This window comes from Erysipelatoclostridium sp. AM42-17, assembly GCF_003480255.1.
Taxonomy (GTDB): domain Bacteria; phylum Bacillota_I; class Bacilli_A; order Erysipelotrichales; family Coprobacillaceae; genus Faecalibacillus.
On sequence record NZ_QUIN01000017.1, the window covers coordinates 1 to 25490 of the forward strand.

At 31.0% G+C, this 25490-nt stretch carries 20 protein-coding genes and 1 riboswitch; of the genes, 3 read left to right on the forward strand and 17 right to left on the reverse strand.

The features are described 5' to 3' along the window. Window positions 1–43: 43 nt before the first annotated feature. The 12 genes from DW911_RS07240 to DW911_RS07295 all read right to left on the reverse strand — a co-directional run bounded on the left by DW911_RS07240 (window position 44) and on the right by DW911_RS07295 (window position 14001). Window positions 44–1354 (reverse strand): sensor histidine kinase, encoded by a 1311-nt coding sequence (locus DW911_RS07240; protein WP_118607650.1) that lies wholly within the window; start codon window positions 1352–1354, stop codon window positions 44–46. Next, window positions 1354–2007 (reverse strand): response regulator transcription factor, encoded by a 654-nt coding sequence (locus DW911_RS07245; protein ID WP_118432727.1) that lies wholly within the window; start codon window positions 2005–2007, stop codon window positions 1354–1356. Before DW911_RS07245 ends, DW911_RS07240 begins: the two co-directional genes overlap by 1 nt. Before the next feature lie 74 nt (window positions 2008–2081). After that, window positions 2082–3434, reverse strand: coding sequence for a phosphoglucosamine mutase (glmM, locus tag DW911_RS07250; protein WP_118432726.1), 1353 nt, complete (start codon window positions 3432–3434; stop codon window positions 2082–2084). 9 nt (window positions 3435–3443) lie between these two features. Continuing rightward, window positions 3444–4850 carry a CdaR family protein gene (locus tag DW911_RS07255; protein ID WP_233543047.1) on the reverse strand — a complete coding sequence of 469 codons (1407 nt, stop codon included), beginning with the start codon at window positions 4848–4850 and terminating at the stop codon, window positions 3444–3446. After that, window positions 4843–5661 (reverse strand): diadenylate cyclase CdaA, encoded by an 819-nt coding sequence (gene cdaA / locus DW911_RS07260; protein ID WP_118432725.1) that lies wholly within the window; start codon window positions 5659–5661, stop codon window positions 4843–4845. The genes DW911_RS07255 and cdaA overlap by 8 nt, the downstream gene beginning before the upstream one ends. Before the next feature lie 96 nt (window positions 5662–5757). Then, a complete protein-coding gene (locus tag DW911_RS07265; protein ID WP_118607652.1) occupies window positions 5758–7257 on the reverse strand; it encodes a Na+/H+ antiporter NhaC family protein in 1500 nt (499 codons plus the stop codon). Between the two features lie 49 nt (window positions 7258–7306). Further along, a riboswitch (Lysine riboswitch) is annotated at window positions 7307–7473 on the reverse strand. Between the two features lie 59 nt (window positions 7474–7532). Next, window positions 7533–8042, reverse strand: coding sequence for a hypothetical protein (locus tag DW911_RS07270; RefSeq protein WP_118607653.1), 510 nt, complete (start codon window positions 8040–8042; stop codon window positions 7533–7535). 15 nt (window positions 8043–8057) lie between these two features. After that, window positions 8058–8504, reverse strand: coding sequence for a hypothetical protein (locus tag DW911_RS07275; protein WP_118607654.1), 447 nt, complete (start codon window positions 8502–8504; stop codon window positions 8058–8060). Window positions 8505–8516: 12 nt separating this feature from the next. Further along, entirely contained in the window at window positions 8517–8990 is a 474-nt protein-coding gene (locus tag DW911_RS07280; RefSeq protein ID WP_118607655.1) for a hypothetical protein, read from the reverse strand. Window positions 8991–9005: 15 nt separating this feature from the next. Then, window positions 9006–9500, reverse strand: a complete 495-nt coding sequence (locus DW911_RS07285) for a tRNA (uracil-5-)-methyltransferase (RefSeq protein ID WP_118432721.1) — start codon at window positions 9498–9500, stop codon at window positions 9006–9008. An 11-nt stretch (window positions 9501–9511) separates the two neighbouring features. Next, window positions 9512–12511 (reverse strand): hypothetical protein, encoded by a 3000-nt coding sequence (locus tag DW911_RS07290; protein WP_118607656.1) that lies wholly within the window; start codon window positions 12509–12511, stop codon window positions 9512–9514. A gap of 56 nt (window positions 12512–12567) precedes the next feature. Then, window positions 12568–14001, reverse strand: a complete 1434-nt coding sequence (locus DW911_RS07295; RefSeq protein ID WP_118607657.1) for a 6-phospho-beta-glucosidase — start codon at window positions 13999–14001, stop codon at window positions 12568–12570. Window positions 14002–14262: 261 nt separating this feature from the next. Here DW911_RS07295 and DW911_RS07300 point away from each other — a divergent pair, with 261 nt between their 5' ends. After that, window positions 14263–14937 carry a LytR/AlgR family response regulator transcription factor gene (locus tag DW911_RS07300; protein WP_158575442.1) on the forward strand — a complete coding sequence of 225 codons (675 nt, stop codon included), beginning with the start codon at window positions 14263–14265 and terminating at the stop codon, window positions 14935–14937. Between the two features lie 74 nt (window positions 14938–15011). On the opposite strand, the gene DW911_RS07305 is transcribed toward DW911_RS07300, so the two are convergent. Next, the gene (locus DW911_RS07305) at window positions 15012–16487 is read right to left on the reverse strand and encodes a glutamate synthase subunit beta (RefSeq protein ID WP_118607659.1); all 1476 of its coding nucleotides are present in this window, start codon (window positions 16485–16487) and stop codon (window positions 15012–15014) included. Window positions 16488–16491: 4 nt separating this feature from the next. Beyond that, the gene (gene gltB / locus DW911_RS07310) at window positions 16492–21003 is read right to left on the reverse strand and encodes a glutamate synthase large subunit (RefSeq protein ID WP_118607660.1); all 4512 of its coding nucleotides are present in this window, start codon (window positions 21001–21003) and stop codon (window positions 16492–16494) included. 292 nt (window positions 21004–21295) lie between these two features. On the opposite strand from gltB, the gene DW911_RS07315 reads away from it, so the two are divergent. Together DW911_RS07315 and DW911_RS07320 are read left to right on the forward strand one after the other, a co-directional pair. Beyond that, on the forward strand, window positions 21296–21868 hold the full coding sequence (locus DW911_RS07315) for a PduL/EutD family phosphate acyltransferase (RefSeq protein WP_118432715.1): 573 nt from the start codon (window positions 21296–21298) through the stop codon (window positions 21866–21868). 83 nt (window positions 21869–21951) lie between these two features. Then, the gene (locus DW911_RS07320) at window positions 21952–22584 is read left to right on the forward strand and encodes a DUF4230 domain-containing protein (protein WP_118432714.1); all 633 of its coding nucleotides are present in this window, start codon (window positions 21952–21954) and stop codon (window positions 22582–22584) included. A 20-nt stretch (window positions 22585–22604) separates the two neighbouring features. Here DW911_RS07320 and DW911_RS07325 read toward each other — a convergent pair whose 3' ends face one another. The 3 genes from DW911_RS07325 to DW911_RS07335 form a co-directional block, all read right to left on the reverse strand. Next, window positions 22605–22883: an HU family DNA-binding protein gene (locus DW911_RS07325; RefSeq protein WP_118432713.1), complete on the reverse strand. Its 279-nt coding sequence runs from the start codon at window positions 22881–22883 to the stop codon at window positions 22605–22607. Window positions 22884–22972: 89 nt separating this feature from the next. After that, a complete protein-coding gene (locus DW911_RS07330) occupies window positions 22973–23995 on the reverse strand; it encodes a threonine aldolase family protein (RefSeq protein ID WP_118432712.1) in 1023 nt (340 codons plus the stop codon). Between the two features lie 38 nt (window positions 23996–24033). Then, the gene (locus tag DW911_RS07335; RefSeq protein ID WP_118607661.1) at window positions 24034–25482 is read right to left on the reverse strand and encodes a glycoside hydrolase family 1 protein; all 1449 of its coding nucleotides are present in this window, start codon (window positions 25480–25482) and stop codon (window positions 24034–24036) included. Window positions 25483–25490 lie beyond the last annotated feature (8 nt).

Consider the following 25490-nt stretch of genomic DNA (forward strand, 5'->3'; position numbering starts at 1 on the left):
CAAATTGTCTTATTGGCCGAAACAATCTCAACCACAAGTTATTTTAAATTACCGCTTTATCAATAATAAAGCTTACTCCTTTTTCTTGATTAACAGCCTTGACTTGATAACCATACATTGTCACTGTTTTATAGACAATAGAAAGTCCTAAACCAAATTGTCCTTTAGTTCCAGTTTCGTATGGTTGAAATAATAACTGAGGATCATCTTTTTCTATAGGATCACCATCATTATAAATTTCTAAATAATCTTCTTTTAATGTAACCTTGATAATTTGATGAACATAGCGACAAGCATTTTCAATAATGTTTTCGATACATATACGCCAATAATCATCCTTACCTTTAAAAATAACATCTTGTAAATCAACAACAATATCAATATCTGAATGTAACCCCTGCATTTGAATGACAATATGTTCAATTAAATCTTTCATCTTACAAACATCATCTGTTTCTTCACCACTTAAATAATCCAAACGATTTAAGTATAGTAAACTTTTAACTTTTTTATCTAAACGATCACTATTTTCAATAATCACATCTAATGATGAATCTTTATCCCCATAAGGATAAATATCATCTTTCATACTTTGAGCATAGGTACGAATTAAAGCAATCGGTGTCTTTAGATCATGAGATATATTATGAATCATTTCTTCTTTTATTTCATTTTGCTTATCTAACTCTTCTTTCATTTCAATTAATGAACGGGAAACAACCCCTATTTCATCTTCACGATCTATATTCAGTTCACTCTCTTTATCTTCTTTAATATCATTAATATATTGACGTATCTTCTTTAAAGGTTTAATTAAACTAGATAACCATATAAAAATGACAACACCTAAAATCAAAAAAGCCCCATAAAAAATATAAATAACTTGCTGCCTTAGTGCTGTAATTAACGTTTTAGAATAATCACTGTATACTAAAGAAATAACATATGTACTAGAATCATACTTTTCAATTTGATAATAAACATCATCATTACCACATTTTCCTTTTTCTTGTATTTTCTCTTTATTATTAGAAATCATTTGATAAAGTTTTTGTGAAAATACAGGTGCAAGAACACTTGCTTTTTTGGTACTCATTCCTTGAGATGGATAAAGAGTATTCGATGATACATCATATGTCATATGATAAATTTGTTTTGTTGTATCTCGATATTCTGGAGAGTAATGATATGAATAAAAGGCAGATTGTGAACGATCTAAAACATCATACATTTCTTCATCAATTACATGAGATAAGTTCTTATCAATTAAGGGAAAAAGAATAACAAAAACAGTGATTGCAATGAGTGAAAAAATAACAATCAACTGCTTTTGTAATGATAATTTTTTTAACATTAATCTAGTCGATAACCAAAGCCATAAATCGTACGTACATTTATTTCTGGCATTTTCTTTCTTAAACGTCTAAGTGTGTCATCCACAACACGATCACTACCATAATAGTTTTCATCCCAAACTTTAGATAAGACTTGTTCTCTTGATATCGCAAGTCCTTTATTTGTAATAAAGTATACTAATAAATCATATTCCTTAGTTGTAAGTGTGATTTCTTCACCGCTACGGAAGACTCTTCTTTTTTCTAAATCAATATCATAACCATCTAATTGAATTTTGGATGGATCATCATAAGATCTTTTAAGTAAATTATTAATTCTTAAAATAACTTCCTTAATATTAAAAGGCTTTGTAATATAATCATCTGAACCCTTTTCTAAGCCAATGATACGATCAAATTCTTGATCTCTTGCTGACATAAAGATAATAGGCATTTTAGGTTTCTTTTCCTTTATTTCATTAAATAATTCAAAGCCACTTGCCTTATCAAGCATAATATCAATCAACCAAAGGTGAACATCATCCTCTTTATGCAACAAAGCTTCATCATAAGTATAAAATGAACAAACTGCATATCCTTCTCTTTCTAGATATGTTCTTACTAAATCATTTAAATTTTTTTCATCATCTATAATATTTATTTTAAATTGCATATATTTCACCTCACTTTTTACTATATATAAAATATTGCCATATTATATGGCAATATTATGTGATATTATGTTATTTATCTTTTAATGACAAATCCGCGCTCTCTCATCTTATCAATGATTTTTCGTACATTTTCACTACATTTTTCATCACTATCAGCTTCAACCATGACACGAACAACTGGTTCAGTACCAGATTCACGCACTAAAACACGTCCTTCATCACCAAGTGATGCTTCTACTTCTTTAATAACAGCTTGTACTTCAGGATCATTTTGTGCTTCCTTTTTATCTCTTACTGCTACATTTTGCATTAATTGTGGATAGATTGTGACTGGTTCTGTTAATTGGGCTAATGTTTGTTTACTTTCAATAACAGCTTCCATTACTTTTAATGATGTTAAAATACCATCACCAGTTGTCGCATGTTTAGAGAAAATGATATGTCCTGATTGTTCTCCACCTAAACAATGACCATTTTTAACCATGTTTTCGTTAACATATTTATCTCCAACAGCTGTTTTTTCATAATGAATATTTTCTTTATCTAAAGCTTTATATAATCCTAAGTTAGACATGACTGTTGTAACAATTGTATCATTAGATAATTCACCATGATCTTTTAAATATTTACCACATACATATAAAATTAAATCACCATCAACAACACGTCCAAATTCATCAACAGCGATACAACGATCTGCATCTCCATCATAAGCAAAACCAATATCTAAAGCATGATCTCTTACATATTTTTGTAATACATCAATATGTGTTGATCCACAATTAGTATTAATATTTAAACCATCAGGTTGATTATTGATAACATAAGTTTTTGCACCTAAAGCATCAAATACACTTTTTGCAATGGCACTAGAAGCACCATTAGCACAATCTAAACCAACACGAATATCTTTAAATGCACGTGTAGGAATAGACATTAAATATCCAATGTAACGATTACGTCCTACTGAATAATCTTTAGCACAACCAATTTTATCTTTAGTTGCGAATGGAATTTCATCAATTTCACCATCAATATATTGTTCAATCAACGCTTCTACTTTCGCATCCATTTTATGACCATTACCGTCTAAAACTTTAATTCCATTATCATAATAAGGATTGTGTGAAGCACTAATCATAATCCCACAATCAAATCCATCTGTTCTTACAATATAAGAAACTGAAGGTGTTGTTGTCACATGTAATAAATAGGCATCTGCACCACTGGCAGTTAATCCTGATACAAGTGCATATTCAAACATATAAGAACTTCTTCTGGTATCTTTTCCAATAACCACTCTGGCTTTTTCTTTGCCATGGCTAAAATACCACCCTAAATAACGACCTACTTTGTAGGCATGTTCCACTGTTAAATTAACATTGGCTTCCCCACGGAATCCATCCGTTCCAAAATATTTTCCCATAATATCCTCCTATTTTTTAATCAAAATGCTTACATTTTGAATATCATCAATTTGATAATTTAATGATTTGTCACTTAATTCTACTGAAAGCGGAACTAAATGTCGACCTCTTTTTAAATTTTCGACATCAACATATACTGTAATGTCATTATTTGTTAGTTTATTGACCTTTGATTCAGCTCCTGTCACAGTGACCTGTACAGCCTTTGTATTAAGAAAGCTAACTTGATATTTTTGATTGTTATTCTTTACATGAATAGGTAAATCTGAAAAAGCCTTAGAAATGGCATTTGTAATGGTAACAGTACCATCAACACTGGCAAAAGACATCTTATTAACGTTAGAATCTTTGACTAATTTTAAATCTTTAAAACTTTGAGTTGAAGAAAGATTATTGACATCAATTAATACTTTAACACTATCAATATCCTTAATATTAGCTGCGTCACCATATATTCTAACTTGTGATTTAGAAAAATCAACCTTTTCAACCGCAAATCCTGATGCAATTGTTCCAGTAAATTCAGGTTCTAAGCTTACTTTTTTACTATATGAACTAACAGAACAATCAACATCAACACTTGAAGGAATAATTTTCACATTTAATACTTTACCACTACGATCATATGCTTTTACTTTACATTTTTGACTAAACGAATCTGTAATTCCCTTTAAATCAATAACAGCGTCAACCGAATATATTTTATCAATATTGTCTTGGCTACCTCGCACTTCTACTTTATCATGTTCTAAAGAATTAACCGAAACAGAATACTTACTATCAATTTTATCTTCATTAATAAAGCGATAATTTAAATCAAATGTTTTTGTCACTTTTCTCGTAATTGTTACAGTAATAGTTTGAGGTACCATCATCACTTCTACACTATCAGGAAAATTACGTGATTTAAGTTCTACTGTTTGTTCACCCTCACCTAAACCTGATAAATCTACATAAACTTCATAATTCTTAGTCAGCTTTGTAGAATAAATATCTAGTGATGGTCCAATTAATCCTACATTCACTGTTTCTGGTACTCCAGCAACATCATAATCATCTTGTAAACCTTCTATTGCTACAGGTACAGATTTGATATAATCTCCGCCATTTGGTGTAGAAAATAGCGATTCTAATGAACCTCCACTTACAGTAAACAATAAAACTACAGCTAATAAAAACGATAATATTTTAATTGATAAATTTGATTGTAACATCTTATCAAATGTTGTATTAAGCAAATTAATCATTTTAAATAAAGCTTTCGCAAATTTTTCTTTTGTAGATGTATATTCTTCGCTAATACCACGATGATTGTTTGGCTTTGATTTTTTATCTTCTTCACTTTTTTCTTTATTAATAAATTTTAAAAAGAAATCAGTAGTTGAATCATGACGTGATGAATCTTTTTTATTCATCTTCATCACCATCCTTTTCATTAGAATTAAACCAATCTAACTCATTGACAAGTGATGCTTTTAACTCTTTACGAGGGATCTTTCTAAGTTTACCATTTATCGCAAAAGAAATCGTCCCTGTTTCTTCAGATACAACAATCGTAAGCGAATCAGTGATTTCACTAATTCCTAATGCGGCACGATGACGTGCCCCATATAATGGTGATAAATCCTGATTTGTTGGCGGGAAGAAAGCAGCAGCACATACAACACGGTCATTTTTGATAATAACAGCCCCATCATGTAATGGCGTTCCTTCCCAAAAGATTGTATTGAATAACTCTGATTTAATATCAGCGTTAATCTTTGTTCCTGTATTAATATAATCAATCAATGATTGTGTTCTTTCAAAAGTAATCAGTGCTCCAGTTTGAGTCTCCGATAACTTTGTTACAGAATCAACTATTTCATCAATTAAATGCTCTTTTTGATCATCTGACAAATCATTCATCTTATAATCCAATTTCGTACGTCCCATTTTTTCTAGTAGAGAACGAATCTCTGGTTGAAAAATCACAATAATCGCAATAATTCCCCATGTTAAAACTGTATCTACTAAATATGACATTGTTGTGAGTCCTAAAATAGATGTTACAAATTTTAAAATAAGAATAATCAGTACCCCTTTAAATAATTGCATAGTACGCATATTTTGTTTAAACATACCAATTAGTAAATATAAAACATACCAAACCATAAAAACATCTAATAATGTTCTTATAATATTGACAATAAACGATAAATTAAATTGTATCGCTGAAATATTAAACATTGTCTAACCACCTTCTTATTTCATATTATACCAAAACTGATAAAGATAGGATAGAATATAAAAAATTATTTTAAAACAAAAAAGGGCATCCACCCTTTAATCATTAACAATATGATTTTGATAAATTCGTATGCCACCAATAATGATGACTAAAGTAAAAAAAGCACTACATAAAGTTAAAAGTAAATTTTGTGTAAATCCAGCAAATAAATACCCTACTATACAAGCTAAAGCCACAATAAGGGCATATGGCAATTGGGTTGTAACATGATGTAAATGATGACATTTTGCGCCCGTTGACGCCATAATTGTTGTATCTGAAATTGGTGAAATATGATCACCACAAACAGCCCCTGCTAAAATAGATGAAATAGAAATCACTAACATATTTGAGCCTTCAGGAAACAACGAAGTTGCCATTGGAATAAGAATAGCAAACGTTCCCCATGATGTTCCTGTTGAAAAAGACAAGCCTGCTCCTACAATAAATAAACATCCCGGTAAAATAGCAGTAGAAATCGAAGCAGATTGCAACATTTGATAAACAAATGCTCCTGCTTTTAACTGATTAGAAACAAGATCACCTAATACCCAAGCTAAAACCAGAATCAAAATAGAAGGCACCATCGTTTTAAATCCCTCCGGAATACATTCTACAAATTCATCATAACTCAACACTTTTCGAGATAAATACAAAACAAACATACAAATTAAAGTAAAAAATGTTCCATATACTAATCCTTTAGAAGCATCACACTGACTAAAAGCAGTGATTAAATTTTCACCTGAAAAGAATCCTCCGGTATAGATCATCCCTATCATACAGCTTACAATAAGGATAAAAACAGGTAATACCAAATCAAGCATTTGACCATCTTTTTGAACTTCATCTTCCTTGTCATCATAAGGATTCATTCCATAATGAACATCTCCCATTTTAGCTGCTGCCTCATGTTCTTTCATTTTCCCAATATGAAATTCGCTATAAATAACATAACAAACCATGACAATAGTAAGTAAAGCATAAAGATTAAATGGTATCGTATTTAAAAATAATTGAAAACCATCACCTGATGTATAACCACTTACAGCTGCTGCCCAAGATGAAATAGGTGCAATAATACATATTGGTGCTGCTGTACTATCTATAATATAAGCGAGCATCGATCTCGATACTTTAAATTCATCTGTTACCTTTGACATGACGTTTCCTACTGTTAAACAATTAAAATAATCATCAATAAAAATAAAAACACCTAAAAGAAATGTAGCAAACAATGATTGTTTAGATGATTTTATTTTCTTTTTAGCAAACTTTCCATAAGCTTGACTACCCCCGCTTTTACTCATTAAGGTTACAACTATCCCAAGCATCACTAGAAATAATAAGATACTAATATGAGAAGCTTGACTTAAACATTGAATAAATGTATCAAATAACAAATCCATACCTTTTATGATATCAAATTGACTTAACAATAATGTTCCTGAAATAATACCAATGAATAAAGATAAATAAACTTCTTTCGTCTTTAATGCACATATAATCGCAATAATAGGTGGTAGTAATGCCCACCCTGTTTTTACATAATTCATTTTTTCCTCCAAAAAAATAAGTACTTTGAGACAATCAAAGTACTTATTACTTCATGATAGCTCTCCACATATGTGACAAGAAATAATATCTTTTATTATCTCCCAGGTAAATAGAAATTGGTGTTTCTATTTCCTTCGGCATGTTTCCCTTTCTTTAATAACTGTCACCAACCATTATCATTAAATACTGATGATTCATGCACCTCTATCTTTTATTTATTTTTCTTGAAAAGAATATCAAACTCTTATCATGATGTCAATGAATTGTATTTATTTTAATACATACTTTTTATTAATACTAAAATTAAAACAAACGATAACATGATCATTGCACAAAAAACAAATATAAATCGTTGATCCCCTGTTGCTACTGCTTTCACTTTATTTGTTGAGTTCACATTTTCCTTTTTGACTTTATTTATTAAACCATATTCTACTTCTAATGTCCCATCTTGATATATACCATCACTTTGATAAGTATTACCATTTAAACGTTGAGTCACATCTTCCCCATTAAATATAACTCGATTAATCTGATAACCTTGTTTAGCATTAAAAATAAATTGATAACTTTGACCTCGTTTTAAACGAATTGTATCCCCCTGATGATAAACTACACCATCAATAACTATTGTTCCCTCTCCATTGATGACAATTCTAGTATCATGTTGTGTCGGTATTGTTGTTTTTAACGATGTTTGTTCCCTTGCATAAACCGGTGTTATTAAAGGTATCAACATGATTATCATTAAAAATAGTTGTTTAAACTTTATTTTTAATTTCACTGTTTTACTTCTTCCTTATTGTAACTCTGCGTTAAAAACAATACTTCCGTTATATGATCCTGCTGGTGCTTGATTCCAATCTTCTTGATTGATTGCGATTTGAAGCTGTACTTCTTTTGTAGATTTTAAATCATTTTGATTGAAATTCACTGACGTGAAAGCTTGATTACCATTTTTTAATGTATAAGGTAAATCAGCATTTTGATCATCATTATGTAATGGTTGAGTAACTGCAGATACCACTACATTTTCAGTTGATAAAATATTTCCGGTTACTTTAATTGTTCCATTTAATGGTGTTGTAAGTGCATTAACATCAATTGTTGTTTCCTTAGGAATCGTCAATGTATAACTTGATCCCACATTAGCATGAATTAATGTTGTTTGTTCTGCTGCTTGTACTGGCACAGTTAAAGTAGCCATCAATGATACTAATAATAATCCTGTTAAACCTTTTTTCACTTTCATTTCCCCCTATTTATTAACAACTTTAATATCAAAAGTCATTTGTCCTTTCCAAGTCCCCGCTTTTAAATTATTAGCTAATCCTGCAAAATAAAGAGTTCCTCCTTCTTTTGCATTTAAATCTTGGCTTTCAAATGAAGCAACAACACTATTATTATTGATAGCTGTTCCATTTGAAGTAAGACTCACTTTTGATGTTGTTTGATCAGTTCCATTATCATGAGTTAATGTTACTTGTCCATTTGTAAGTCCGCTATTTACACTTACTTGTACTTTTTCTGTTGGTGAAACATTCATTTGTGTTGCTTGAATTTGAGTATTCACTTCTTCTCCTTGTTTTAAGTTAACTGTTTTAGGAATACTAATTGTATAGTTATTTCCTTGTGTATAAATAACATCTGTTGTTTCTGCTGCACAAATTGGTGTTACTACTGTTGAAAGTAACATCATGAATGTTAACCCACTACTTATCATTTTTTTCATTTTTAAATCCCCCTATTACTCTAATACACTTAAATTAAAATTTATTTGTGATCCATTTAATGGTGTTTGTTCATCATTGAGTTGAAAACACTCATATTTTAATAAACAATTTTGGTACTCACCTGTTTTTAAACCCTTATTCAATGTGATTTCATAAATAGCTTTCCCTGGTTTAATTAATTGACTTTGCCATAACTTTGTTCCATCTTGAAGACACATTGAAAGTCTAAAATAGCATGTATTTTGCTTAGGATTATAAAAGTTAACCTTCTGTTTTTTAGTTCCTGCTTTAAATGTAAGCTTATCAAATCCCGGTATATCAATCGTATCTGTATTTTTCTTACCAGTATATGTTTCTTTATTCCCTTTATAATCTTGAGCATTTTTATCTACATTAGAAATTGTTTGATTAGAAAACCAATGAGACCAATTCATTCCTACAAAAACACCACCTCCTAAAAGAATGAATACAATCACTATTGATAAAATGACTTTCTTTGTTTTTTTCATTTGAACCTCCGTTATTTTTCTTTATAACTGATTTTAAATGTAATCTGTCCTTTATATTGCCCAGCTAAAATAGACTGGTTTTCAGGTTTCTTTACTGATAATGACGCATAATCTGTTTTATTAACAATCTGAATGACACTTTGACTTAAATTAGTAAATAATTGATTATTAATAAATAACTGTGCACTCACGGTTGTCTTTTTTGCATCATTTAATCGAGATAATGTAATATTTCCATTTTTAATATCTCCAGTATCTTCAATCATTACATCAACATAACCATTCTTTCCTAAATAGAAATCTTCATTTTGGTTGATTTTTATTTGTTGTATACTTCCATCAGCTTTCACTTCTTTAGGAATACTTACTACATATGTTGCTGCTCTTGTTGTATATTGCACTGTTGTAATATCTGAAGCCCCATATTCTTCACTTTCGCTAAAACGAACATAAATAGTATAAGTTTGTCCCGGTTGTATTTGATCAAATATATTTGATGTTTGCCAATGACTTTGATCTAGACTATATTCCTCGTCTCCATAAGCATCATTTTTATTAGTGACTGTTACTTCAAGTTGATGATTATCTTCACTTACTGTCACTTCCGGTGTCTTTGCCTTTTTGCGTGTTGCCTGTGGTAAAGTCAAATCAACATTACCTGAAGGTATTCCTGATATTGTTAAACCCTTATCTGTTTTACTTACAACTAAACCATTTAATCCTTGAATATTTTTTAAATCATCATCGCTTATTGTATAACCTTTTTTTAATTCAACAGTAATAGTTGAAATAGCTTGACCTTCTTCTACATCTTGACTTTCATTATGAGAAGTAATTTGTAACCCTGTACTTTCCTTAATTTCTACATGGTAACTTTCTTTAGTTGGTTCTTGTGTACCCGCTAATGAAGCTGAAGTGATACGTTGATCCGTATTCGTATTTTCTATCCACACTTGATACCCTTTAAAACTTGTTAATCCTAAATCACTAGCTTGAATAGAAGTAGAACCAGAAACAGCTTTTGACCAAGAACCTTGATTATTTTGAGCTACTAAATAAGTTCCTGCTGGCACATTTGTAAGAACTGCTTTTTTATAATCAGTTGTTACATTCACTGTACCTATATTGTCCGATTGATAGCGCAAAGTCATTGCTTCACTTTTATCTAATTGTCCTTCTTTATTTACAGCAGGTGTTGTTGATCCAAACAACACTTTGGACATATCAATTTGACATGCAGGACTAAGTCCACTTTCACTTGTTACATCTACTCTACCTGTGTTAGCCAACTTAGATGTAGGCGAGTAATTAAATCCTTTTACCGAAGTATTTCTAGCAGGTGCTGTCAAAAAGAACCACTTATATGTATCGGTTGCCCAATAATTTTTATAAACAGGTAACCCTGCATATAAATTATCTTCGCTGTTTTCTCCAACTGATAGAGTATCAGTAGAAGCTCCATAAGCACCCTCTGCTTCATGAGGTAAGTAAAGTTTATCATTTGTGTAATAAGTTACACTATTTTTTGAATCCTTTGTATAAACCTTAGTTGGTAAAATTAATTTTTGTTCTTCTGTTGTAAAATATGTAAGTGATAAATTGATTAATGTTTTACGTGCTAAACTGCTACCGTAATGGTTAGGATAAACTTGTGAAATACTTGTTCCACTTGGATAAACACCAATATCATCATTTAATGAGACATCTTTATTTGAATTGTCATTATTAAATTTACAATCTTGTAAAGAAGACATTGCATATAACACCAAATGATCATTTTGACTACCTGTAACAATCCATTTTTGTTTATAATTTCCTAAATAAACTTGTACTGTTTCTTCCATGTTTTTATCATTATCACTGGCTGTATTAAATTTTTTTAATTCTTCACATAATGCAAAATCTGTCTTTGCTGGTAAATTGACATCATTTTCTGGTTCTTCTTGAACTGCCATTGTAGCATAATGACAACGTTCACCAGTATCAGTACTCTCTAACCATATTTGACTATTATCAAAACTGCTTAAGTTATAATCTTTAGCCGTTCTTGTACTATTTCCATGTGCTACAGAATAGCGATAAGCACCTTCACTATTTTGAATAACTACATCTACACCATAAGGAACATTATCAAAAGTAATTGATTGTTTGTCTGTTGAAACTGTTGCAGTTCCTTGTAGTTGTGACTTATATCTTAGCGTCATCGTATCATCTAACGCTACTTTTCCACTTGTACTTGTTACAGGTACTCTTGATGCAAATAAGTAACGATCTCCTTTTAATTGAAACGCTGGTACAATATTTAATTTTGCAGTAACCCAAGTTGCCACTGTTGATAAATCTGTATTTACCGATAACACTTGACCTGATGCACTAGCAGGTGTTCTTAAAAAGAAATTATTCGTTTTTAAAGTGGATTTTTTTATTTTGATTCCACTATCAAGTTGATCACTACTATTTTCACCAACACTAATAGTATCACTATTAATATCTCCGTATGGTAAATACAAATAATCGCTCATACCATATAAACCATTATTTTTTTCATCCTTATTATATAAATAAGTAGAAACCATCCCTTTTGATTCAAAATCACTGAAATATGTGTTTTTTAGATTTTTTAAAGTTTGGCGAATAGCACTACTTCCATAGTGATTAGGATATACTGAAGAAACATCTCCACTCATATAAAAGCAATCATCCCATAAGCTACTATCACTTATTTCATTTCCGGTATTATTAAATGTTGTATTAGTTTGAATTGGTGATTGTGCCATGAGTACAATGTTATCATTTTGACTTCCTACAATATCCCATTTCGTATCATCTTTACCATAATATAGACTTACATCATCACTTGTTGTTAGTGTCTTTAATTGCTCCATTGTCGCAAAATCTTTTACACTTGGTAAATCAACAGCATGACCAATAATTTCATAATGAACAAGTCCTGTTATCATCATCGTAAAGACAATAGAAAGTAATATTAATTTCTTAACTGTTTTTTTCAAGTTTGTATTCCCCCGATTCTTTCCTTGAAAAAGCAATGGCGTGATGCCATTGCTTATTAATCTAACTCTTCTCCATTCGATGCAATGACTCTTTTATACCACTCATAAGAGTCTTTTTTACTTCTTTGTAATGTTCCCTTTCCATCATTATCCCTATCAACATAGATAAAACCATATCTTTTTTTCATTTCACCCGTTGTAAATGAAACACAGTCAATACAACCCCATGGTGTATACCCCATTAATTCAACACCATCTTCTTCAACTGCTTTTTTCATTTCCTTAATATGTGCTTTTAAATAATCAATACGATATGGGTCATGACATGATCCATCTGCTTCTTTTTGATCAATAGCTCCAAAACCATTTTCTACGATAAATAATGGTTTTTCATATCTTTCATAGAATAGATTTAAAGCATATCTTAATCCTTCTGGATCAATAGCCCAACCCCAATCTGATTCTTTAATGTAAGGATTTTTAACAGAATGTTCACTTGATCCATCTGTTGCCTTAGATACATCTTTTGTTACTGTAGAATCAACAACATTTGTCATGTAGTAACTAAATCCAATATAATCAACAGTTCCTTGAGCTAAAGCTTCTTTATCTTCTTCTGTAATATCAATATTAAATCCTTTTCTTTCAAACATCTTTAATGCATATGCAGGATAATGTCCACGACATTGTACATCAGCAAAGAAAAAACGATCATGCATTTGATGTTGTGCTAAAATTTGATCTGCTGGACGACAACTAAATGGATAAATAGGTACCATGGCAATCATGCAACCTATTTGGAAATCAGGGTTGATTTCTTTACCTATTTTTACCGCTTTAGCACTTGCTACTAATGTGTGATGTCCACATATGTACATTGCTTCTTCTGGATTATCATAATTACCAAAATGAGCCCCACTGTTAGTCCAACCAAAAATGTCATTTTTAAAATTCATCTGGTTGTTAATTTCATTAAATGTCATCCAATATTTAACTTTATTTTTATATCTTTCAAAACAAACCTTAGCAAATTTCACAAAGAAATCGATTGTTTTACGATTCATAAAACCACCATATTCTTTAGCTAAATGATAAGGCATTTCAAAATGACTTAAAGTAATAACTGGCTCAATCCCATATTTTAATAATTCATCAAAAACATCATCATAAAATTGTAATCCTTCTTCATTAGGTTCATCTTCATCACCTAATGGAAAAATTCGTGTCCACGCTATAGATGTTCTAAAACATTTAAATCCCATATCAGCAAACATCGCAATATCTTCTTTATAATGACCATAAAAATCAATACCTATATGATTAGGATAATAATTCCCCTCTATGACACCATCTGTAATCACTCTTGGAACACCATGAGCACCAGCTGTCATCACATCAGCTACCGAATACCCTTTAGAAGTATTTAAAACACCTCCTTCAAATTGATGGGCCGCCAAGGCACCACCCCACAAAAAATCTTTTTTCAACATATTTCCTTTCCTCCTTATTGACAGTATAACATTACTATGTATACTTCTTTGTTACATTGAATGTAACATATAACAAGCATAAATTTTTATTCACATATTAATTATATGTGTTATTATTTTATATGTATAAAAAAGTACGTTTTTCCCATTTTTTGAAACCTACAATGCCTTTTATGTCGCTAAAAGTGCTATTTATGCTTTCTTATTGAACACTATGTTTAATTTTGTATAATCATGTAATAAGAGATGAGAGGTGTTATTATGAATATCGTCATTATAAGTAATGACAAAAAAAGTAAGGAAATATTAAACCGGCACATATTAGAAATTGATTCAACAGCAAATATTTCAGTATTTAATGAAAATATTGATTTAAGAAATGAATTAACTCATTTTAATAAACAAACTATTTTCTTTATATATTTAAGTGAGCCTTTTTCTAATGGTATTCATATTGCAAAGACAATTATGCATTATTTCTTTGAAACTTCTATTATCTTTGTTTCTTCATCACTTCAAGCATCAAGATATATTTATGATGTCAATCACTGTTATTTTATTTACGAGCCTGATTTGAAAGATAAACTGTTTGCTGCTTTAAATAAAGCATCTAAGAATAATCAAAGAATCGCTATTGTAAATAAAGGAAAGACTTCACTCATTCCTTGTTCAGATATCATTTTCTTTAAACGTGATTTAAGACAAACTATTATTCATTTAGAGGACAAAACAATAAAAACATATGAGAATCTAAAAAAATACGATGAACAGACTGGCCCTTATTTTTTAGAGTGCCATCGCAGTTTCATTGTCAATCTTTCAAAGGTAATAGAATATCATCGTACATATTTCATTATGTCTAATGGATTACGTGTACCAATCAGTAGAAGTCATGAAAAACATACTAAAACCATATTTGAACAATACTTCTTATAAAATAAAGGAACTGTCAAAAACAGTTCCTTTATTCTATTTAAGCATAAAAAAAGAATCATGATAAATCATGACTCTTATAAATTTGAATATCCCATTAAATCTTCATCAATAGCATGAGCAACTTCTCTTCCTTCTTTTATAGCCCAAACAACTAATGATTGTCCTCTTCGCATATCACCTGCAGCAAAGACTTTTTCTTGATTAGTACGGTATTGAGTATCTGTAACAACTGTATTTCTTTTTGTTAGATCAACTTGGAATGCTTGTACTGTTGCATTTTCACAGCCAACAAAACCAGCAGCAATTAAAACTAAATCAACATCTATTGTTTTTTCAGTTCCCTTTACTGGTACCATTTGAAAACGTCCATCTACCTTCTTTGATTCAACTTGAACAATAACAGCTTGTTTTACGTTTCCTTTATCATCTTTAATAAATTCTTTTACTGTTGTTGTATAAAGACGAGGATCATGTCCAAACACTGCAATAGCTTCTTTTTGTCCATAATCTGTCTTTTTCACCTTTGGCCATTCGGGCCAAGGATTAGAATCTAAGCGTTGAGTTGGTAATTCAGGCATCATTTCTAATTGAACTACAGAATGACATCCTAAACGAATAGCTGACCCAACACAGTCATTACCAGTATCTCCACCACCAATAACAAGTACATTTTTTCCTTTTGTTGGCACATAAGTTTCATCTTTTAAATCACTTTTCATAAGTGATTTTGTAATTCCTGTTAAATAATCTACAGCAAAGTAAATTCCTTTGGCATCTCTTCCAGGAACAACGATGTCTCTTGGCTTTCTTGAGCCACACGCTAAAATAATACGATCATATTCTTTTAGTAATTCATTGGCTTGTTTTTTAGTTTCAATAGGTGTATTAGTTTTAAATTCTACACCTTCAAGTTTCATTATCGCAACACGCGCTTGAATAACTTCTTTTTCAAGTTTCATATTAGGAATACCATACATTAATAATCCACCTGGTTGATCATCTTTTTCAAAGACTGTAACATGATATCCTCTTTTATTTAACTGATCAGCACTCGCAAGTCCAGCAGGACCTGATCCTATAATCGCAATCTTTTTATCAATACGATGAGTAGGTGGTTCAGGTTTCATCCATCCTGCTTTATATGCTGTTTCAATAATACCATGTTCATTTTCTCTAACTGTAACTGGATCTCCGTTTAAACCACAAGTACATGCTGCTTCACATAAGGCAGGACACACTCTTGAAGTAAATTCAGGAAAGTTATTTGTTTTACGCAATCTTATAAAAGCTTGCTTATAATTATTATGATAAACTAAATCATTCCATTCTGGGATTAAGTTATTAAGTGGACACCCTGAGGCCATTCCATCAATCATTTTACCGCTTTGGCAAAAAGGTACACCACAATCCATACAACGGGCACCCTGACATGCTTGTTCTTCTTTAGATAAAGGTTTATGAAATTCTTTAAAGTTTAAAATACGTTTTTTAGGTTCTATTTCTTTACTTACTTGACGTTCAATTTCTAAAAATCCTGTAGGTTTACCCATGGTGTTACACTCCCTTCTTAAAAGCGTTAAATGCTTCTACTTTTGCTTGTTCATTTGTAAGACCTTGTTGTTCATATGAACTAATTAATTCAATCATATGAGCATAATCATGAGGGACAACTTTCTTAAATAAAGTGACTTGATGTTCAAAGTCATCTAATATATCTTTAGCTACTTGTGAATTTGTATAATCATAATGTTTTTCAATTAATTTCTTTAACTGTGCTTCATCATATCTTGAACTTACATTACTATAATTAACTAATTCTTTATTAATATGAGCATATAACTTATTATCAGGATCATAAACATAAGCAATTCCTCCTGACATACCAGCAGCAAAGTTACGTCCTGTAGGACCAAGAACAACAACAAGTCCACCTGTCATATACTCTAAACCATGATCTCCAACTCCTTCAACAACAGCATGAGCTCCTGAATTACGAACGGCAAATCTTTCACCAGCAATACCATTAATATAAACTTCTCCTGATGTTGCTCCATAAAGCGCAACGTTACCAATAATAATATTTTTAGCTGGATCAATAATTGAGTTTTCTGGTGGTACTACGATCAGTTTTCCTCCAGATAATCCTTTACCAAAGTAGTCATTACTATCACCATGAAGATTTAATGTTAAACCTTGTGGAATAAAGGCACCAAATGATTGACCACCTGATCCATAACAATTTACTTTAAATTGATCTTCTGGTAACTTACCATACATCTTTGTTATTTGAGAACCAAACATTGTTCCAAAAGAACGATCAATATTTGTAATATCAACATGAATTTCTTTAGAATCTTTATTAATTAAAGCATCTTTTAATTGTTTTTCTAATACTGTTGTATCTTTAACTTGATCTAATTTGAAATCATATTCATTTTTAGGATCATGATGTACATGTTTGGCTTTAGTATAAGGATTATGAATAATACGACTTAAATCAACATTTTCATGTCCTGGTCTAACTTGTAATAAATCACTACGTCCAACCATTTCATCAATTGTTTTAAATCCTAACATCGCCATATATTCTCTTAACTCTTGAGCAACAAATCGCATAAAGTTTTCAATATATTCAGGTTTTCCTTTAAATCTCTTTCTTAAAATTGGATTTTGTGTAGCCACTCCTACTGGACATGTATCTAAGTTACATACTCTCATCATGACACATCCCATTGTTACAAGTGGCGCTGTTGCAAATCCATATTCTTCAGCACCTAATAATGTAGCAATAGCTAAATCACGTCCATTCATTAATTTACCATCTGTTTCAATGACAACTCGACTTCTTAAATCATTCATTATTAATGTTTGATGAGCTTCAGCTAAGCCTAATTCCCAAGGTAATCCGGCATTATAAACTGAATTTCTTGGTGCTGCACCGGTACCACCATCATATCCAGAAATGAGGATAACTCCGGCACCTGCTTTAGCTACCCCAGCAGCAATTGTTCCAACACCTGCTTCAGATACTAATTTAACTGAAATACGAGCATCTTTATTAGCGTTTTTCAAGTCATAAATGAGTTGCGCTAAGTCTTCAATAGAATAAATATCATGATGAGGTGGTGGTGAAATTAAACCTACACCTGGTGTACTGTGTCTTGTTTTAGCAATCCATGGATAAACTTTACCTGATGGTAAATGTCCACCTTCACCCGGTTTTGCTCCTTGTGCCATTTTGATTTGAATTTCTTTAGCACTACATAAATATTCACTTGTGACTCCAAAACGTCCTGAAGCAACTTGTTTAATAGCTGAACAACGACTATCTCCATTTTCATCTGGAATGAATCTATCTGGATCTTCGCCACCTTCACCACTATTTGATTTTCCTTTTAATCTATTCATTGCAATAGCCATACATTCATGAGCTTCTTTAGAAATTGACCCATAAGACATGGCTCCTGTTTTAAATCTTTGAACAATACTTTCTACTGGTTCTACTTCTTCTAAAGGAATAGATTTTTTAGGTTTTTTAAATTCTAATAAACCTCTTAAATTAATATTTTTACCTTCTTCATCAATCATTGATGAATATTCTTTAAATAATTTATAATCCCCTAAACGAGTGGCTTGTTGTAGTTTATGAATCGTTTGAGGATTATATAAATGTTCTTCTTTTCCTGAACGTTCTTTATGATCTCCGGCACTGTCTAATGAAATGTCAACATCTAATCCAAGAGGATCAAAGACTTGGTTATGACGATATTCTACATCTGCTTCAATATCTTTGATTGTTTTTCCTTCAATACGACTGACTGTTTTAGGGAAATATTTATTAACTAACTCACTTGATAATCCAATGGCTTCAAAGTTTTGTGAACCACGATATGATTGAATTGTACTAATTCCCATTTTAGAAGCAATCTTTACAATCCCGTGTAAAATACCATCATTATAATCATCTATTGCTGCATAGTAGTCTTTTTCTAACAGACCTTGATCAATTAATTCAAAGATCGTATCTTGTGCTAAATAACCATTAACGGCGCTTGCTCCATAACCAAGTAATGTCGCATAATGATGAACTTCTCTTGGTTCTCCAGATTCAATAATTAAAGCTAAACTATTACGTTTTTTAGTGCTAACTAAATATTGGTTTACTGCGGCTACTGCTAGTAATGAAGGGATTGGTAAGTGGTTATCATCAACACCTCTATCTGATAGAATTACAATATTAGCACCTTCATGATAGACTTTATCTACTTCAACAAATAATTTATCTAAAGCTTTTTCTAATGAAGTATTTTTAATATAAGTTATTGGGACAACAGCTACCTTAAAACCATCTTTTTTAAGTTTTTTAATTTTTAATAAATCGGTATTACTTAAAATAGGATGATTGATTTTTAATAAATGACAGTTTTCTGGTTGATCTTCTAACATATTTCCATCATGACCAATAAATAGACTTGTAGAAGTAATAATTTCTTCTCTAATAGCGTCAATTGGTGGATTTGTTACTTGAGCAAAGAGTTGTTTAAAATAGTTAAATAAAGGTGGATGTTTTTTAGATAAGACAGCTAATGGTCCATCATTTCCCATCGCTACAATACCTTCATTTCCTGTTAATGCTAATTTTTTAATATAATCTGTAACATCTTCATAACTATATCCATATACTTTTTGAAGTTTTGTCAATTCTTTACCCTTATAGCGTTCTACTTTCGCATTAGGAATACGAATATCTTGTAATTTAACTAAGTTACTTTCTAACCATTCCCCATATGGTTGACTTGTTGCATACATTTCTTTTAAATCATCATCTTTAATAAGTTTACCGGCTTTAGTATCTACAAGAAGCATTTTCCCCGGTCTTAATCTTTCTTTTAAGACAATGTCTTCTGCAGGTATATCTAAAGCACCTACTTCTGATGATAAGATTAAATAATCATCTCTTGTAATATAATAACGAGAAGGTCTTAAACCATTACGGTCCAATACAGCTCCCATGACATCACCATCACTAAATAAGATAGAAGCAGGTCCATCCCAAGGCTCCATTAAAGTTGCATTATATTCATAGAAATCTTTTTTAGATTGTGACATACTCTTATCATTTTCATATGGTTCTGGTATACACATCATGACAGCACGAGGTAATTCCATTCCTGACATTACTAAGAATTCTAATGTATTATCTAACATAGCAGAATCAGAACCATTTACATCAATAACTGGGTAAACTTTATTGGTATCTATTTGATCAGTTGCCATGTTTTCTTCACGGCTTAACATATTGTTAGCATTTCCCTTAATCGTGTTAATTTCACCATTATGAACAATAAAACGATTAGGGTGAGCACGGCGCCATGAAGGCATTGTATTGGTAGAAAAACGAGAGTGAACTAATGCAATAGCACTCTTATAATCTTCATCTTGTAAATCTTTAAAGAAAGAACGTAATTGTCCTACTAAAAACATTCCTTTATAAACAATAGTACGTGATGATAAAGAACATACATACGTATCTTCAAATTGACTTTGTTCAAAAATTCTTCTTGCTTGATATAATTTACGATCAAAAGCTAAACCTTTATCTAAACCATGTGGTTTTCTAATAAAAGCTTGAATAATATAAGGCATTGCATCAAGTGCTTTTTTACCTAATACTTTAGGTACAGTTGGAACTTCACGCCATCCTAAAAATTCCATACCTTCTTTTTCGACAACAGTTTCAAACATTTTTTTAACTCTTGCACGAATTTTTTCATCTTGTGGCATAAAGAACATTCCAACTCCAAATTTTCCTTCTTGTGGTAAAGTAAATTCAGTAACCACCTTTTTAAAATAAGCATAAGGAACTTGAGTTAAAATTCCTACACCATCCCCTGTTTCACCGGCAGCATCTTTACCAGCACGGTGTTCTAATTGTTCAACAATCTTTAAAGCATTATGTACTGTTAAATGTGTCTTAACACCTTTAATATTCACAACTGCCCCAATACCACAGTTATCATGCTCAAAAGATTTGTCATATAAACCGCTATAACTTTCTTTGTTCATTATGGTTCCCCCTTTTTTAATGTAGAGTTAGAATAACATATTTAGTAATATGTGTAAAGTGTTGTATCTTTTTTAGGAATATCCCAACTTTTTAAAATACTAAGATTTAAAATCATTGATTTTAAGCCATTTTTTAATCATTTTGCAATAATTTTAGCACTTATGATAATATTATTTTACTATTTTAATAAATTTATTTCAAAACATGATAAAAAATTTTTTAAATTTTTTTAATTTTATTGCAAAGAATAGTAAAAAGAGTAAGATATATAGATGAAAAAGGAGAGTTATCATGGAAAATAAATTTATTGTAGAAACATCTGCTAGACACATTCATTTAAGTGATAAAGATCTAGCTACATTATTTGGTGAAGGTTACCAATTAACAAACAAAAAAGATTTATCTCAACCAGGACAATTTGCTTGTGTTGAAAAAGTAAAAGTAGTAGGACCTAAAAGTGAAATGAACATGTCAGTATTAGGACCAACTCGTAATGCAACTCAAGTTGAAATTTCATTAACTGATGCAAGATCATTAGGATTACAAGCATTAGTAAGAGAATCTGGAGATATTGAAGGAACTGCTGGATGTAAATTAGTAGGACCTAAAGGTGAAGTTGAATTAACATGTGGTGTGATTGCTGCAAAACGTCATATTCACTTAACTCCTGAAGATGCAGAAAAATTTGGTGTTAAAGATAAAGAAATCGTTAAAGTAGAATTAGATACTGAAGGACGTTCTTTAGTATTCGGTGATGTTGTTTGTCGTGTAAGTGCTAATTATGCAACTGCTATGCACATTGATACTGATGAAAGCAATGCTGCTGGATGCGGACGTGAAGTATACGGTAAAATTGTAAAATAATATAATTGAGAGGGAAACCTCTCTTTTTTTTACAATAAATGGGGTTATTTTCTAAAATATGCTATAATTTGCTTGGTGATGATATGAAATTATTAGATGGTTTAGGTAAGGCTAAAAAAGCAATTGGTGGGATTGTTGCGATTATTGTTGTTGGTGTTATCATCTTTTTGATAGGAATGCACTTTGGTGGAAAAAGCAGTGAGCCAGAAATTACATCTGCTTCATTAGGACAACAGATAGAAAATATTGAAGAATTATCAACTCTCTCTTATCATTATTCAAAAGTTGGACAATTCTCTAATAATCTGAAATTAAATGGATGGAGTATCCCTCTTACACAAAAAAAATTTCTTTTATCTTATGAAGGTGAACTTAAAGTAGGTGTAAAACTAGATCAAGCAAAAATAAGTGTAGATGATTCTACGATTACTGTTTCTCTTCCTGAAATTACATTTTTATCACATGAAATTGATGAAAATAGTATAGAAGTTTATGATGAAACAAAGAATATCTTTAATCAAATAAGTATTAAAGATTACAAAGCCTTTGCAAAAAAACAAAAAAGTAAGGTTGAAGAAGAAGCAATCGAAAATGGTATTTTATCTAAAGCAGCAACCCGTACTCAAAAAGTAATAACTCAATATTTAGAATCCTTACCAAATATAAAAAATCATTATACAATTAAAATTGAATTCCAAAAAAAAATAGACAGTTGATAAAATCAACTGTCTATTTTTTATTTTTCATTTACAGCTTTTTTTAATGCTGAACTAGCTTTAAATGCTGGTGCTTTGCTTGCTGCAATTGTCATCATTTCACCAGTTCTAGGATTTCTTCCTGTTCTTTCTCCACGAGTACGAACTTCAAAATTTCCAAATCCTTTTAATGAAACTTTATCACCTTTAGTTAAAGCATCTGTTACAACTTCTACAAATGAAGAAATAACTTTATCTACGTCAGTTTTTGTCATTTCTGTACTTGAAGCAATCGCTTCTACTAATTCTGTTTTATTCATTATTATAATCTCCATTTCTCAATAATATAGGTTTTAATACCTGTTTTTATTTTACTACTTTCATGGGTATATTACAACATAATCAAAGATTATAATTGCGCTAAATCATTTATAAATTCATGACATATTTCTTCCGGTGTAGCCCATGACGTCACCAATCTTACGCATATATGATCTTCATCTACATTAAACATTTCCGTCATTGCATAATCTTGTGATAATCGTTGATAAATGTTTTTTTCGAAGATAGGAAATAGTTGATTGGATGGTGAATCAATATACATTGGAATGTGATTTGTGATTAATCCCTCTTTTATAATATGGGCACATTTATTTTCATGTAAACCAATTTTATAATATAAATCTTCTTTAAATAGTGCCAAAAATTGTAATCCTAGCAATCTTCCTTTTGCTAGCATCGCTCCTTTTTGTTTAATGTGATAACGAAAATCTGGTTTTAAATCATCATTGATCAATACTAAGCATTCACCAAATAAAGCCCCCATCTTTGTTCCACCAATATAGAAGGCATCGCTGTATTGTGCTAAATCTCTTAAAGTAGGTGCATTTTCTAAAACAAGAGCACTTCCTAATCTTGCACCATCTACAAATAAGTATAACTGATGTTCCTTACAATATGCATAGATTGTTTTTAGTTCTTCTAATGTATAATAAGTACCATATTCTGTTGTTTGTGATATATATACCATCTTAGGCTGTACCATATGTTCATCTGTATGTTGTCTATAAATTTCATCAATCATCGATACATTTATCTTACCATCTTGATGAGGACATGTCAGAATTTTATGACCTGTGCTTTCTACTGCACCTGTTTCATGAACTTGAATATGACCACTATCCACAGCAATCACTGCTTGATAGTCTTTTAAAGCAGACGCAATCATAATCATATTTGTTTGGGTACCACCAACTAAAAAATGAATATCGACATTTTTGTTTTGCATTTTTTCTTTTAAAATTTCTTTAGCTTGCAGACAATATTCATCTTGTCCATAGCCTACTGATTGAACTAGATTTGTTTGATTTAATGCAGCCAATACTTGAGGATGTCCACCTTCACTATAATCATTTAAAAAACTATATTTCATATTTACCCCCCCTTAAAGAAAAAGGAAACATATGTTTCCTATAATTCTTCTCCATTTGTTTCAATCACTTTTTTATACCAATAATAAGAGTCTTTTGGAATACGATTTAATGTTCCACTATTTTCATCTTCTTCACGATCAACATAAACAAAACCATAACGTTTTTGATAACCATTTAGCCAACTTAATAAATCAGTGTATGACCACGTACAATAAGCTAATACACGACACCCATCATCACAGGCTTTCTTTAATTCTTCTATATGTCTTTTTAAATAGTCAATGCGATATGGATCATGAATATGACCATCTTCTACTTTATCAAAAGCACCTAAACCATTTTCCGAAATAACGATTGGTAAATCATAGCGAGATGTAATTTCTCGACAACACATTCTAAGTCCCATAGGATCAATTGTCCAATCCCAATCTGTTGTTGGTAAAAATTCATTTTGTGGTTTTTTGTATAAACCAGGAACTCCTTGAACCTTTGCTGTTCCTTTTTTACCTGTTGTATTCATTTCATGAGTTGTTTTAACACCATCTAATGGATTATATTCTACAACACATGTTTGATAATAATTAACTCCCATAAAATCAATCAATGATGCTGCTTTTTTCATTAAAGCTTCATCACCTTCTTCAAATTGTGGAGCACAACCTAAAGATTGTAGATATTGAATGGCAGCTCGTGGATAACGTCCATAAGCATAAGCATCCATCCAATAATAATTTTGTAAATCGTCATAGTCTGCTTTAGCCATTGCATTTTCAGGTTTACGATCATAAGCATAACTTGGACTATAAGCAAATGAAGCTCCTACCTTAGCATCAGGCCATAATTCTTTTAATGCAATGACACTTTTAGCGTGCGCCATATTAGCGTGATGATTAACTTGATAGAAAGTTTTGAAATCATCTACTTTTCCTGGTGGATGCATTCCTTCTAACCACCCAAAACTTGTAAAGATATTTTGTTCATTCATTGTAATCCAATATTTTACACGGTCACCATAACGTTTAAATAATGTTGTTGCATAATGAACATAATCATCAACAATTTGTCTATTTTCCCAGCCATGATATTGATCTTCGAGCGATTGTGGCATATCCCAGTGATATACTGTTACCATTGGCGTAATATGATATTTAATAAGTTCATTAATTAAATTATCATAAAACTGTAATCCTGCTTCGTTAACTTCGCCATTTCCATTTGGATAAATTCTTGACCATGCAATTGAAAAACGATAAGTTTTTAATCCCATCTCTGCCATTAATTTAACATCTTCTTGATAACGATGATAGTGATCTACTGCTTTGTCACCTGTTGTTGCTTTGAATGTTTTTCCTGGAATACGAACAAATTTATCCCAATTGCTTACACCCTTTCCATCTTCGTTCCATGCTCCTTCTACTTGATAAGCAGCGGAAGCACTTCCCCAAAGAAAATCTTTGGGAAAACCTTTTGTTTCTTTAAAGTACATTTTTCTCC

Bases quoted from the DNA above. Each gene is read 5' to 3' on its own strand.
- DW911_RS07255 (WP_233543047.1), bottom strand. From the start codon at position 4,850: ATGAATAAAAAAGATTCATCACGTCATGATTCAACTACTGATTTCTTT.
- DW911_RS07300 (WP_158575442.1), top strand. From the start codon at position 14,263: ATGAATATCGTCATTATAAGTAATGACAAAAAAAGTAAGGAAATATTA.
- DW911_RS07240 (WP_118607650.1), bottom strand. From the start codon at position 1,354: ATGTTAAAAAAATTATCATTACAAAAGCAGTTGATTGTTATTTTTTCA.
- DW911_RS07305 (WP_118607659.1), bottom strand. From the start codon at position 16,487: ATGGGTAAACCTACAGGATTTTTAGAAATTGAACGTCAAGTAAGTAAA.
- DW911_RS07280 (WP_118607655.1), bottom strand. From the start codon at position 8,990: ATGAAAAAAATGATAAGTAGTGGGTTAACATTCATGATGTTACTTTCA.
- glmM (WP_118432726.1), bottom strand. From the start codon at position 3,434: ATGGGAAAATATTTTGGAACGGATGGATTCCGTGGGGAAGCCAATGTT.
- DW911_RS07265 (WP_118607652.1), bottom strand. From the start codon at position 7,257: ATGAATTATGTAAAAACAGGGTGGGCATTACTACCACCTATTATTGCG.
- DW911_RS07315 (WP_118432715.1), top strand. From the start codon at position 21,296: ATGGAAAATAAATTTATTGTAGAAACATCTGCTAGACACATTCATTTA.
- DW911_RS07285 (WP_118432721.1), bottom strand. From the start codon at position 9,500: ATGAAAAAAACAAAGAAAGTCATTTTATCAATAGTGATTGTATTCATT.
- DW911_RS07330 (WP_118432712.1), bottom strand. From the start codon at position 23,995: ATGAAATATAGTTTTTTAAATGATTATAGTGAAGGTGGACATCCTCAA.
- DW911_RS07245 (WP_118432727.1), bottom strand. From the start codon at position 2,007: ATGCAATTTAAAATAAATATTATAGATGATGAAAAAAATTTAAATGAT.
- DW911_RS07325 (WP_118432713.1), bottom strand. From the start codon at position 22,883: ATGAATAAAACAGAATTAGTAGAAGCGATTGCTTCAAGTACAGAAATG.
- gltB (WP_118607660.1), bottom strand. From the start codon at position 21,003: ATGAACAAAGAAAGTTATAGCGGTTTATATGACAAATCTTTTGAGCAT.
- DW911_RS07295 (WP_118607657.1), bottom strand. From the start codon at position 14,001: ATGTTGAAAAAAGATTTTTTGTGGGGTGGTGCCTTGGCGGCCCATCAA.
- DW911_RS07335 (WP_118607661.1), bottom strand. From the start codon at position 25,482: ATGTACTTTAAAGAAACAAAAGGTTTTCCCAAAGATTTTCTTTGGGGA.
- DW911_RS07320 (WP_118432714.1), top strand. From the start codon at position 21,952: ATGAAATTATTAGATGGTTTAGGTAAGGCTAAAAAAGCAATTGGTGGG.
- cdaA (WP_118432725.1), bottom strand. From the start codon at position 5,661: ATGTTTAATATTTCAGCGATACAATTTAATTTATCGTTTATTGTCAAT.